This window comes from uncultured Ferrimonas sp. (assembly GCF_947489035.1).
Classification (GTDB): domain Bacteria; phylum Pseudomonadota; class Gammaproteobacteria; order Enterobacterales; family Shewanellaceae; genus Ferrimonas.
Map to the genome: position 1 here is coordinate 15,296 of NZ_CANLCI010000022.1, position 12,669 is coordinate 27,964.

General features: G+C 59.5%; 11 protein-coding genes. 3 read left to right on the forward strand and 8 right to left on the reverse strand.

What is annotated here, in order from left to right; genetic code table 11:
- Positions 1 to 122 precede the first annotated feature (122 nt).
- Positions 123 to 1,664: a histidine ammonia-lyase gene (gene hutH, locus Q0796_RS13095; protein WP_298443980.1), complete on the reverse strand. Its 1,542-nt coding sequence runs from the start codon at positions 1,662 to 1,664 to the stop codon at positions 123 to 125.
- Here hutH and Q0796_RS13100 point away from each other — a divergent pair.
- A complete protein-coding gene (locus tag Q0796_RS13100) occupies positions 1,650 to 1,799 on the forward strand; it encodes a hypothetical protein (protein ID WP_298443982.1) in 150 nt (49 codons plus the stop codon). The two genes, hutH and Q0796_RS13100, sit on opposite strands and share 15 nt — an antisense overlap.
- Positions 1,800 to 1,830: 31 nt before the next feature.
- Here Q0796_RS13100 and hutU read toward each other — a convergent pair whose 3' ends face one another.
- Together hutU and hutC are read right to left on the reverse strand one after the other, a co-directional pair.
- Positions 1,831 to 3,501, reverse strand: coding sequence for a urocanate hydratase (gene hutU / locus Q0796_RS13105; RefSeq protein ID WP_298443984.1), 1,671 nt, complete (start codon positions 3,499 to 3,501; stop codon positions 1,831 to 1,833).
- Between the two features lie 21 nt (positions 3,502 to 3,522).
- Positions 3,523 to 4,230, reverse strand: coding sequence for a histidine utilization repressor (gene hutC / locus Q0796_RS13110; protein WP_298443986.1), 708 nt, complete (start codon positions 4,228 to 4,230; stop codon positions 3,523 to 3,525).
- A 213-nt stretch (positions 4,231 to 4,443) separates the two neighbouring features.
- Between hutC and hutI the strand changes: the two genes are divergently transcribed.
- Together hutI and Q0796_RS13120 are read left to right on the forward strand one after the other, a co-directional pair.
- Positions 4,444 to 5,715 (forward strand): imidazolonepropionase, encoded by a 1,272-nt coding sequence (gene hutI, locus Q0796_RS13115; protein WP_298443987.1) that lies wholly within the window; start codon positions 4,444 to 4,446, stop codon positions 5,713 to 5,715.
- Positions 5,712 to 6,797, forward strand: coding sequence for an arginase family protein (locus Q0796_RS13120; RefSeq protein ID WP_298443989.1), 1,086 nt, complete (start codon positions 5,712 to 5,714; stop codon positions 6,795 to 6,797). The genes hutI and Q0796_RS13120 overlap by 4 nt, the downstream gene beginning before the upstream one ends.
- A gap of 142 nt (positions 6,798 to 6,939) precedes the next feature.
- Here the strand turns inward: Q0796_RS13120 and Q0796_RS13125 are convergent, their stop codons facing one another.
- The 5 genes from Q0796_RS13125 to Q0796_RS13145 form a co-directional block, all read right to left on the reverse strand.
- Positions 6,940 to 8,190: a multiheme c-type cytochrome gene (locus Q0796_RS13125; protein WP_298443991.1), complete on the reverse strand. Its 1,251-nt coding sequence runs from the start codon at positions 8,188 to 8,190 to the stop codon at positions 6,940 to 6,942.
- Positions 8,191 to 8,323: 133 nt separating this feature from the next.
- On the reverse strand, positions 8,324 to 10,282 hold the full coding sequence (locus Q0796_RS13130; RefSeq protein WP_298443993.1) for a bifunctional diguanylate cyclase/phosphodiesterase: 1,959 nt from the start codon (positions 10,280 to 10,282) through the stop codon (positions 8,324 to 8,326).
- Positions 10,283 to 10,426: 144 nt separating this feature from the next.
- On the reverse strand, positions 10,427 to 11,152 hold the full coding sequence (locus tag Q0796_RS13135) for an amino acid ABC transporter ATP-binding protein (protein ID WP_298443995.1): 726 nt from the start codon (positions 11,150 to 11,152) through the stop codon (positions 10,427 to 10,429).
- Complete coding sequence (locus Q0796_RS13140; RefSeq protein ID WP_298444062.1) at positions 11,145 to 11,825, reverse strand: amino acid ABC transporter permease; 681 nt, start codon at positions 11,823 to 11,825, stop codon at positions 11,145 to 11,147. Before Q0796_RS13140 ends, Q0796_RS13135 begins: the two co-directional genes overlap by 8 nt.
- A gap of 2 nt (positions 11,826 to 11,827) precedes the next feature.
- Positions 11,828 to 12,559, reverse strand: coding sequence for a basic amino acid ABC transporter substrate-binding protein (locus Q0796_RS13145; protein ID WP_298443997.1), 732 nt, complete (start codon positions 12,557 to 12,559; stop codon positions 11,828 to 11,830).
- Positions 12,560 to 12,669: the final 110 nt, after the last annotated feature.

Below are 12,669 nucleotides of genomic sequence, written 5' to 3' on the forward strand. Positions count from 1 at the left end.
TGAGGGTTGTTGCGGGGTTGCTCTGGTGTGATAAATGGCCAGCAACGTTGTAACCAAAACGGGCTTAGCAAGAAATGCTAAGCCCGTTTTGGTTGCAATGAAAAGCCGTAGCAGCGTTAAGGTTAGCCGACACTCGGCAACAACTTGGCGGGCATCGCTTGGTTGTAGATGGCGGATTGGATCAGCTGCTGGGCGGCTTCAATGTCTGGGGCGAAGTAGCGGTCTTTGTCGTAGAACGGCACGATGGCGCGAAGCTTGGCTTTGGCTTGCTCCAGAGGGGCGCTGCTGGTGTTGGGGGCGAGGAAATCCAACCCTTGGCAGGCGGCCAACAGCTCGACCGCCAGCACTCCGGCGGTGTTGTCGCTCATCTCGCGCAGGCGACGGGCAGCAAAGGTGGCCATCGACACGTGATCTTCTTGGTTGGCGGAGGTGGGCAGGCTGTCGACCGACGCTGGATGGGCCAAGCTTTTGTTTTCGCTGGCTAAGGCGGCGGAGGTGACTTGGGCGATCATAAAGCCGGAATTAACCCCACCGTTGTCTACCAAGAACGGCGGCAAGCCGGTCATGGCGCTGTCGATCAGCAGTGCCATCCGTCGCTCCGACAAGGCGCCAATCTCGGCGATGGCCAAGGCCAGATTATCGGCGGCCATCGCCACCGGTTCGGCGTGGAAGTTACCGCCAGAAACAATGTCGTTGTCGTCGGCAAACACCAGCGGGTTATCCGAGACGCAGTTGGCTTCCACCAACAGCACCTTAGCCGCGCTGCGGATCTGCTCTAGGCAGGCGCCCATTACCTGCGGTTGGCAGCGCAGCGAGTAGGGATCTTGCACCTTGGCACAACCAACGTGGCTGTTGCCAATGGTGCTGTTGTCGGTCAGCAGATGGCGGTACGCGGCGGCGGCATCAATTTGGGTTTGGTGGCCGCGTACTTGGTGGATGCGGGCATCAAACGGGCGGCGCGATCCCTTGGCGGCGTCCACCGATAAGCTGCCGCTGACGGTGGCGGCGGCGTAGAGATCTTCGGCGGCAAACAGCCCCTGCAGGGCAAAGGCGGTAGAGGCTTGGGTGCCGTTCAGCAACGCTAAGCCCTCTTTCGGGGCTAAGGCGATCGGCGCCAAGTTAACCAACTTCAAGGCCGCGGCGGCGGGGATCACCTCGCCATTGTGGCGGGCAAACCCTTCGCCCAGCAGCAGGGTGCTCATGTGGGCTAAGGGCGCTAAGTCGCCAGAGGCCCCAACCGAGCCTTTTTCCGGCACGCAGGGGTAGATCTGGGCATTGAGCAGGGTGATCAGCGCGTTGATCACGCTTAAGCGGATGCCAGAATAGCCCCGCGCTAACGAGTTCACTTTCAACACCAGCATCAAGCGCACGGTGCTGTCTTGCATGTATTGGCCGATCCCAGCGGCGTGGGACAACACAATAGAACGCTGCAGCAGCTCCAGCTCTGCTTCGGCGATGCGGGTGTTGGCCAGCAAGCCAAAACCGGTGTTGATGCCATACACGGTGCGGCCTTCGCGCAGCACCCGGCTGACGGTTTCGCAGGAGGCGTTAATGGGGGCAATGGCGCTTTCGGCCAGAGTCAACGAAACAGGGTTGCGGGCGATGGCGCGCAGCTGAGCCAGCGTAAGCTGACCCGGTTGTAGGGTGACATGAAGCACAGACATAACGATCTCCGTATTGTTATCTTTTTCGCGATCTTGTGGTTGGTCGCGTTTGCTGTGGTGCGGGTGGTTCAAGGTGTTATCGCAGCCGTGCGAGTGCTGCTCGTTGCGGCGGATAAGGGCGGCGACGAGCAGTAACTCGAACGGCTGCTGTGTTAGCGGACGCGGCTTAGTCGGCCAACATCGGCAGATCCAGCCCTTGCTCGCGGGCGCACTGCTTGGCGCTGTCGTAACCGGCGTCGGCGTGACGCATCACCCCAGTGCCAGGATCGTTACGCAGCACGCGGCCAATGCGTTGGCTGGCGTCGTCGCTGCCATCGGCCACAATCACCACCCCAGAGTGCTGACTGAAGCCCATGCCGACGCCGCCGCCGTGGTGCAACGACACCCAAGTGGCGCCGCCAGCGGTGTTGAGCATGGCGTTCAACAGCGGCCAATCGGAGACCGCATCGGAGCCATCGAGCATCGCTTCGGTTTCGCGGTTGGGGCTGGCCACCGAGCCAGAGTCGAGGTGATCACGGCCAATCACCACTGGCGCGCTCAGCTCGCCATCTTTGACCATCTGGTTGAAGGCTTGGGCGATGCGGGCGCGATCTTTCAAACCAATCCAGCAGATCCGTGCGGGCAGGCCTTGGAAGGCGATGCGCTCTCGCGCCATATCCAGCCAGTTGTGCAGGTGCGGATCATCGGGGATCAGCTCTTTCACCTTGGCGTCGGTTTTGTAGATGTCTTCGGGATCGCCAGACAGCGCCACCCAGCGGAACGGGCCGATCCCTTCGCAGAACAGCGGCCGAATGTAGGCGGGCACAAACCCTGGGAAATCAAAGGCGTCTTCCACGCCCTGTTCAAACGCCATCTGCCGTATGTTGTTGCCGTAATCGGTGGTGGCGGCGCCGCGCGCTTGCAGGGTTAGCATGGCGCGCACTTGCAGCGCCATCGAGGTCTTGGCCGCTTCCACCACGGCGGCGGGCTCTTGTTCGCGCAGCTGCGCGGCCTGCGCGAGCGTCCAGCCTTGGGGCAGGTAACCGTTCAGCGGATCGTGGGCGCTGGTTTGGTCGGTGACCACGTCTGGGGTGATGTTGCGCGCCACCATTTCTGGGAACACGTCCGCGCAGTTGCCGAGCAAGCCAACCGAGACGGTGTCACCGGCGGCGTGGGCGGCGTCGATCATCGCCAGCGCTTCATCAAGGCTGTGGGCTTTTTTATCCACATAGCGGGTGCGTAAGCGAAAATCGATGCGGCTTTCGTCGCATTCGACCGCGATGCAAGAGTAGCCCGCCATGGTCGCGGCCAACGGCTGCGCGCCGCCCATGCCGCCTAAGCCACCGGTCAGTACCCAGCGGCCAGTGGCGTTGCCATCAAAGTGTTTTTTGGCCATGGCGACAAAAGTTTCGTAGGTGCCTTGCACAATCCCTTGGGTGCCGATGTAGATCCACGATCCCGCCGTCATCTGGCCGTACATCATCAGCCCCTGCTTATCGAGCTGATTAAAGTGCTCCCAGTTGGCCCAGTGCGGCACCAAGTTGGAGTTGGCGATCAGCACCCGTGGCGCGTTGGCGTGGGTTTCAAACACCCCCACCGGCTTGCCGGATTGCACCAACAACGTTTGGTTGTCTTGCAGTCGCTTTAACACCTCGATGATGGTGTCGTAACACTGCCAATCGCGGGCGGCGCGGCCAATGCCGCCATACACCACCAGCGCCTGTGGGTTTTCGGCCACCTCGGCGTCGAGGTTGTTTTGCAGCATTCGCATGGCGGCTTCGGTCAGCCAGCTTTGGCAGCTGAGCTCGGTGCCGGTGTCGGCTTTAATGTGGCGGCTTGGATCATGACGTAGGCTCATGAGTGCTCTCTCTGGTTGTCGTTATTCATTGAAATCAAGCTGGGCGCCCAGCCGATAACGGTGGCCGGGGTAGATCAAATTGGCTTGGCTGATGATGCCGTTACGGCTGCTGCTGCGGCGTTGGATCTGCAAACAGGGGCAGCCGGTTTCAATTTGCAACGGCGCGGCTTGGCTGGGGCTGGCGCCGATGGCGGCGACAACGTGTTGCGCCGCCGTGAGTGGCGCAACCTGACACAAATATTCGTGCGAGGTTTGCTGGCTAAAGTCTTGGTCTAGGTAATCTGGCACCAAGTGGGCGTTCACTAACCGCCGCTCAAGCTGCACTGGTATGTCGTTCTCTAAATGCACAATCAATGACAAAAACAGCGGCGCGTCTGGCTCAACCGCCAGGGCAACGCTGGCGGCTAAGTCGGCGGCTTGGCACTGCAGCTGCAGCACTTGGCAGTGCCAGCGATGGCCGCGATTGCGGATCTCATCGGCGATGTTTTGGATCGCCAACATCGGCGTTTGCGCCCGCAGATCGGCGACAAAAGTGCCCTTGCCTTGAGTTCGCACCAGCACCCCTTGTTCCACCAATTCACTGACCGCACGGCGGGCGGTCATGCGGCTAACGGCAAACTGTTGCGCCAGCTCGTTTTCCGATGGGATCGCTTGGTGTTGTGGCCACAGACCTTGCTCTACCTGTTGGTAGATGTGCTGTTTGATCTGCTCAAAGCGCGGAAGCGACATAACGGCAGTGTTGCCTTGTTGTTAATTGATGGTTATTAAATTGGCACATGGAGGTTGTATATACAAGCTGTCGATTTTATTCTGGGCTGAGCCGCCTTTGGCCTTACTTCGATGTTGCCCAAGCGCAACGTCCGCGTGAACTGCCCGCGTGAAGTGCCCAAGGCAAACCGCCGCGTCAGCCATCAATGAGGCAGCACAAGATGAGAAACCACCATGAATAGAGCCGCTCCAGTTCGCTGGGATCGACTGATCCGCAATGTCCATCTGGCCACCTTCGAGCCCGCGCAGCACGGCAGCCAAGATCCTCAGTTCGATCCCGATTACGGCGTGGTGCGCGATGGCGCCATCGCCATTGCTGGCGGTCGCATCGCCTGGTTAGGCGCCGAGGCGCAGCTGCCGCCCAACGCCAGCGCAGCCGAAGAGGTGGACGGCCAAGGCCAGTGGCTGCTGCCGGGGCTGATTGATTGCCACACCCACTTGGTGTTTGGCGGCAATCGGGCCGAGGAGTTTGAACAGCGGCTGCAAGGGGTCAGTTACGCCGACATCGCCCGCGCTGGCGGCGGCATCAACAGCACCGTGCGCGCCACCCGCGCGACGGGTGTGGATGCCTTGGTGGCGCAGGCGCGGCCACGGCTGCAGGCGTTGCTGGCGGAAGGGGTAACGGGGATTGAGATTAAATCCGGCTATGGGCTGGATCTGGCCAGCGAACGGCAGATGCTGCAAGCGGCCAGTCGCTTGGGCGCAGAGTTTGGCATCAAGCTGCAACGCACCTTTTTAGGGGCGCACGCCTTGCCGCCACAGTATCAAGATAACGCCGACGGCTACGTGGATGAGCTGTGCCAAACCATGCTGCCCAGCTTAGCCGCCGAAGGGTTAGTGGATGCGGTGGACGGCTTTTGCGAATCCATCGCCTTTTCGACGGCGCAGATGGAGCGAGTGTTTGCTTGCGCCAACGCCTTGGGCTTGCCGGTGAAGCTGCACGCGGAGCAACTGACCAACCAAGGCGGCGCGGCGTTGGTGGCGCGCCACGGCGGCTTATCGGCGGATCATCTGGAATATCTGGATGCCGCGGGCATTGCCGCGATGGCGGCCGCGGGCACCACCGCGGTGTTGTTGCCCGGCGCGTATTATTTCCTGCGGGAAACCAAGCAGCCGCCGCTGCAGGCGCTGCAACAGGCTGGGGTGCCGATTGCGCTGGCCAGCGACGCCAACCCCGGATCCTCGCCGCTGTTTTCGCTGCAATTGATGCTGAACTTTGCCTGCACCTTGTGGGGCATGACCCCAGCGCAGGCGCTGACGGCGGTGACGCGTAACGGCGCTCTGGCGCTGGGCTGGCAAGATCACTGCGGCACTTTGGCGCGGGGCAAACGGGCGGATCTGGTGTTATGGCCGCTGCAAACGCCGGCGGAGCTGGCGTATCAGTTTGGCGGGATCCGCCCCAGCCAGATCTGGATTGAAGGCCAACCACAGCAGGTGCAATCATGAGCCACGCGGACCGTGTGACCGAGTTACTGCGGGCCGAGCAGCCCCTGACGTGGGTGAACGAGCGTGCTGATGAACAGCGGCTCGGCCAATGCATCCCCCATTGGCAGGGGCAGCGGCCCGTGGTGGAGCAACTGCAGCAGTGGGCACAGGCTGGGCTGCGATTTGTGTTGCTGGGGGTGCCGGAAGACATTGGCCCCCGAGCCAACTTGGGCCAAGGCGGTGCCGATGGCGGCTGGGCTGCCTGCTTAGGGCGGCTGCTGAATCTGCAATGGCACCCGCAGTTGCCCAGTAAACAACTGGCGCTGTTGGGGCGGTTACAGGTTGAGGATCTGCAGCAGCAAGCGGCCAGTTTGGATCTCAGCCAAGCGCCGCAGTTGCAGCAGTTACGGCAGCTGGTGGCGCAGCTGGATGAACGCTTACAGGCGCTGCTGACGCCAATCTTTGCCGCTGGCTTGACTCCGATTGTGATTGGCGGGGGCCACAACAACGCGCTGCCGTTGATCCGCGCTTATCAGCAAGCCAAAGGCGAAGCGGCGCGAGTGATCAACTTGGATCCCCATGCCGATACGCGCCCGTGTGAAGGGCGCCACAGCGGCAACCCCTTTGGCTACGCCTTGGCCGAGCAAGCCTTGGCGCGCTACGCGTTGGTGGGGATGAACCCCTATAAAAACTCGGCCGCCACGCTGGCGGTCTTTGCCCAACAACACTGCCGTGCTTTTGCCGGGGCGCTGTCGCCGCAGCGGTTAGCGCAAGATACCGAGCAAGCGTTGCAGTGGCTGGCCGCCCCCAAAGCGCCGGTTGGGCTGGAGTTGGATCTTGACGCCATTGCGATGATGCCCAGCAGTGCCCAAACCCCGTGGGGGGTAAGCCTAAGCCAAGCCCAGCAGTATTTGGCGCAGGTGAGCACCCGGCAAACGGTGCAGTGGCTGCATCTGGCCGAAGGCGCGCCCGCCTGCCACCCCAACGGCAGCGCCGCCGGCAACGCCATTGTGGGCGACAGTTTAGCGGCGTTGCTGCTGACCGTGCTGCACCACAGCGCTTGGGCGCAGCCACTGCGACATGACCCACAGCAAAACCGATAACAGCTAAGCCGATAACAGCTAAGCCGATAACAACAAAGCCCCGTATGGATAATACGGGGCTTTTTGATGGCGGCTGCACGGCCATGGCACAGCGCCAGCCGCCGCAACCACGCAGGTTCTGGCGCGCGGATTCTGGCGTGGCTCAGGGCGCTTGGCTTACCTTATGGCCTTTGGCGGCGCGCATCTCGGCGGCTTTCTCTTTGATCTCTTGCAGATCCCGCACCATCTCGCTCCAGCCGTACCACAGCGCGTAGTCTGGATTAGCGTGGAAGGCACCTTGGAAGCCGCGCATGCGGTGCTTTAGGTGCATCTCGAACAGGGTTTGTTCGATGGCGGTGGGGGCGTCTTGGAAGGTCAGCAGATCCGGAAACGGCATGGCGTAGTTGGCGGGTTTAGGGATGATCCCATCTTGATACAAGCCCGCGATGATGCGGATCCCCTCGGCCAGCAGGTGGTCGAGATCGCGGATCAGCTTATCGGCATTATCCAGCTCGTTTTGGGCGAAGTTGGCGCTGTGGCAATCGCCGCAGACCTTCAGCATCTTGTTGCGCTCGCGGTCGAAATCCGCTTTGGTTAAGCGCGCCACATCGGCGGCTTTCACCACCTCTAAGCGCGGCGTTGGCTTGCCGTCCATGTCCAGCACCCCAAGGGCCTGCAAGATGGTGATCTGATCCGCTTTCCATTGGGGATCCTCCGACAGCGGCAGTCGCACCGCCAAAAAGCCCCAAGCGGTACGCACTTCATGATCGCCATCGACCATGTGGCAGGTTTGGCAGGTTGGGGCGGGGGTATCAGCAGGCAAGGTGCCATTTTGCTTTAACAGATAGCGCACCCCGTGCTTCGAGCTGGACCACATCTCCCACTGCGGGTGATCAAAGCCCATGTGACAGGTTTGGCAAGCTTGCGGTTGCTGCGCCTCTTTCACCGAGAAGGTGTGGCGGGTGTGGCAGGCATCGCAGCTGGCTTGGCCAAACTTGCTGCCGGCGGCTTTCAGATCGGCGATCTCCGCTTCCCCTTTTAGCCCCAGCTTGTGGCAACCGGTACAGCCTTTTAAGCCTTGATTCAGTGCCATCGGTTGGGCGTGGGTGGTGGGCATCGCTTTTACCGCCGCCCAAGCCAGCGCGTGTTTGCCCTTGGCGAACTGTTCAAACCGTTCGCTGTGGCACGCGGCGCACGTTTCGGCGGTGATGGTCAGCAGCTTATCCACATCGGCGGCAGAGCTGTGCTCGTCGCCGTGGCAGGTGTCGCAACTGATGTCGGCGTCATGGTGTTTACTCAGTTGCCAATCTTTGACCACGTTGGGGGTTTCTTTGCTGTGGCAGTCTACGCAGCTATCCGCAAGCGCAATGGGGCTTGCGAGTAATAGCGTTAACAGCGGCACTAGGGCTTTCATCGCTATAACCTTATTAAAGTTAGGGACAACGATTTAGCATAGCTGCTCTGCCTGAAAGCTCCTGCCCACGAACCGGACTTTTCTCGAAGCCGCTCACTTGGCTGGAATTATTGTTGTGGCTGCGCTGAAGTGATCAGTCAGCAACAGCGGCGCTGTCGCGCTCGGCGGCGTTGGTCTCTGGCGGCCGTGGGCTCAGCCACTGTTGCTCAAATTGCGCGGCGGGCTGAGGGCGAGCAAACAGGAAGCCTTGCAGCAGCTGACACTGCTTTTGCTGCAACGCCAGACATTCCGCTTCGGTTTCGACCCCTTCGGCCACCACGGTTAACCCCCGCTGCTGGGCTAAGCCCATGATCACATCAACGATGGCGGCGTTGTCTGGGTTGCGGTGTAAGTGCGTGACAAACGCCCGATCGATTTTGAGGGTATCGATGGGCAGTTGCTGTAAGTACGACAGCGACGAGTAGCCGGTGCCAAAATCGTCCAGCGCCAACGACACCCCAAGGGCTTTTAAGCGCGCCATGGTGTGGATCACGCGGTTGGGATCGGTGGCGGCGATCTCTTCGGTGATCTCCAACTCCAGTAAGCAAGCGGGGATCTGGTGCTGATGAATGGCGCTGGCCACCAGTTCACAGAAGTTGTCTTGTTGAAACTGCTGCACCGATACGTTAATGGCGATGGGGCAGGGCGGTCGCCCTTGTTGTTGCCACTGCGCCAGCTGCCAACAGGCGTGCTGCAACACCCAGGTGCCAATCGGCACGATCAGCCCGCTTTGTTCGGCCACCGGAATAAACAGCCCCGGCGAGACCAGCTGTTCGTTGTGGCGCCAGCGGATCAGCGCTTCGGCACTGGCCAGCTGGCGGTCATCGCTGCGTACTTTCGCTTGGTAGTGCAGTTCAAATTGCTGTTGCGCTAAGGCGTGGCGCAGGCCACTTTCGGTGGCCAGCCACTGCTGCGATGCCTTAATCAGTTCGCTGTCGTAGATGCGCTGTTCGGCGCCGGCGTTGCTGGCGGCTTGCAGCGCCGCATCGGCGTTACGCAACAGCTGATCCGGCTTGCTGCCATCGGCGGGAAAGTGGGTGATCCCTAAGATCAGGCGCAGGTTCAGCGAGCGTTGCTCGATGCAAAAGGGGGTGGCGCTGATCCGCTGTAACTGCTGCAGTAACGGCTGCAACTGCTGCTGTTGTTGTTGGCACAGCAGCGCCCAGCTGTCGTCGTTAATGCGGTACAGCTTGGCTTGCACTTGCTGGCGCAGCAGCTGGCTTTGCAGCCAATCGGTGAGGGTGTGCATGACCTTGCTGCTGAAGCTGTGGCCGTAGCTGGCGCTTAACATGGCGTGCCGATCCAGTTTCAGTAACACCAAGGCGCCTTGGTGGTGCTGTGGCAGTTGCTGAATCAGGGCACGGCGGTTGGGCAGTTGGGTGTCGCTGTCGAAATAGGCCAGCCGGAACAGCTGATCACGATCTTTTAAGCGGCCATACAGCGCGAATAACACAAAGCTGGCGACCACCATCATCACCAGAGAAAACACAATCAACTTCCAAGTGAGGGTTTCCACTTTGGTGAGCGCCGCTTGCGAGTTGGCGCGGCTGCGGGTGTGGATCTGGCGTTGCCATTGATCCAGCTGTTGCTGCACGCCATTGGCGGCAAACTGGGCGTCGGCCAGATGCAGGCGCAGGCTATCCCAGCTGCGCTCTGGGCGTTGCATTTCGGTGCTGAACCGGCCAGCAAAGCGTTGGTACTGCTGCAGGGCGTTACTTAAGGTGGCGATCTCGATTCGGGCTAACCCCAGTTGTTGCAGCCGCTGCAGTTGCTCGCTGATCTGCTGTTGCCGTTGGTTGGCGTTATCGGCATAGCGGCTGCCATCGGTGGTGGCGTAGTAGAGATACAGCTGATTTAGCTGGCTGTCGAGGGCGCGCTGTAAGGCGCTGATGCTTTCAAGTTCGGGAATATGACGTTGCACCAGCTGGTGCGAATCCTGCTTCACCATTAAGCCGGTGCTGATGCTGCTCCAGCTGATGGCGGCCATGATGGTGGCGACAAAAATAAAGGCGATAAAGAGGCCGCGAACGATCTGGTTTGAAGGCAGGGTCATAGCCATTCCATTTGTATTTCAATTCGCTATCGGTGACGAGGAGCGGGGCTTGGCAATAGACCGTGGTAACGTTAAAAAAATTTCACTTTAAATGAAAAAACTCACCTTGGGGGGATCAAGGTGAGTCAGATAAAGCGGCTGAGCTTACCGCAGCACTTTGCTTAAAAAGGCTTGGGTACGGGCGTGTTGTGGCGCATCAAACAGCTGGGCGGGTTTGGCGTTTTCCACGATTTCGCCGCCATCAATAAAGATCACCCGATCGGAGATCTCGCGAGCAAAGCCCATTTCGTGGGTTACCACCACCATGGTCATCCCCTGTTGCGCCAGATCCTTCATCACATCCAGTACGTCGCCAACCATCTCGGGATCCAGGGCTGAGGTGGGCTCGTCAAACAGCATCATGTCCGGTTGCATCGCCAGCGCCCGCGCAATCGCCACCCGCTGCTTTTGGCCGCCAGAGAGGCTGTTTGGGTACACTTCGGCTTTGTCGGCCAAGCCCACCTGCTTTAGCAACTTCAGCGCTTCGGCATCGGCTTGCGCTTGGCTCATTAGCTTCAGTTTTACCGGCGCTAAGGTGATGTTCTGCTTGACGGTTTTATGGGGAAACAGATTGAAGTTCTGAAACACCATGCCAACGTTCTGGCGCAGCTTATCAACGCAGGCGCCTTTGGCGGTGATCGATTCCCCTTCAATGATGATGTCGCCGCTGCTGGGTTGCTCCAGCAGGTTGAGGCAGCGTAAAAAGGTGCTTTTGCCCGAACCCGACGGCCCAATTACGCTGACCACTTCCCCTGCTTTAATGTGTTCGCTGATGCCATTGAGCACTTTGTTGCTGCCGTAGCTTTTGTGGAGGTTATTAATTTTAATCACTTTGTTTTAGCCTCTTTTCGAACTTAGACAGCATAAAGGTGAAGCTGTAGGTCAGTACTAGGTAGATCGCGGCACAGGTAAACAGCGGGATAACGTCTTCAAAGGTGCGGCTACGGATGATCTCGCCAGCCCGCATCAGATCCACCCCACCGATAAAGCCGATCACCGCGGTCTCTTTCAGCAACACGATAAATTCGTTGCCAAGGGCGGGCAGGATGTTCTTCACCGCCTGCGGCAGGATCACCTCTTTTAAGGTTTGGCTTTCCGATAGCCCCAGCGACCGTGCGGCTTCGGTTTGGCCCTTATCCACCGCTTGAATGCCGGCGCGGATAATTTCGCTGATGTAGGCGCCACTGTTGATGGAGAAGGCGATGATCGCCGCGCCCACTTTGTCGATGTCGAACGACGCCAACACGATGAAGTAGAGGATCACCAGCTGGATCACCACGGGGGTGCCGCGGATGATGCCAACGTACAGATCCGCGGGCCATTTCAGATACCACTTGCCGGACATCTTCAGCAAGGTGGCGCCCACCCCAAGGATGGAGCCAAAGACAGTGGCTGCGAAGGTCACCAGCAAGGTGACCTTTAAGCCTTCGAGGATCAGCAATCCGCCAATCAAACCATCGCTGCCGATGGGGGTAAACAGGGAGTCGATCAGCGCTTGCATAATGGTTACTTCATGTAGGTGTTAAGCAGGGTGGTGTAGCTGCCGTTGCTTTGCATGGTTTGCAGCGTGGTGTTGATCTGCGCCACCAGTTCGGCGTTGTCTTTGGCGACCGCGAAGCCGTAATACTCGGGTTCAAACTCCATGGTGTGCAGCTGCAACTGGGGTTTCTTGGCGATCAGGTTGCTGGCGGGTTGGCTATCAAACAGCACCGCATCCACTTTGCCGTTGCTCAGCTCCATCACCGCTTCAAAGCCGGTGTTAAAGGCGGCAACGTGGCTGCCCAGCTCGGTGGCCATGCCGTCACCGGTTGAGCCCAGCTGCACGGCAACCTTCTTGCCGGTTAAATCGGTGCTGGTGCTGATGCCGTGGTAATCCGCTTGGGTGATCACCACTTGGGTGGCTTCGTAGTAAGGCGCAGAGAAGGCCACGCTTTTTTGCCGCTCTGGGGTGATGGTCATGCCGGCGGCGATCATGTCAATTTTGCCGGCGTTTAGGGCAACAATCAGTGAATCAAACTTCATGTCTTTCACCACCAGCTCTTTGCCCGCGTCGGCGGCAATTTGCTTAGCGAGATCGATATCAAAACCGATGATGTCGCTGCCGCTGGCGCCGCCAACGTATTCAAACGGAGGGAAGGTGGCGTTGGTGCCGACAATCAGTTGTTGCTTGTCGGTGGTTTGATTGCAGCCACTTAGGGCGATTAAGGAGAAGCTTACGGCGGCGATGGTCTTTTTCATGGGGATTCTCTGTCATGGCAGTACGTCGTTGTTGCAGCGAACTATAAGCCACAGCGAAAAACTCAGTCAATAGTTATTCGTTAATTTTGTTGTTTTATTCATTTTTGTAA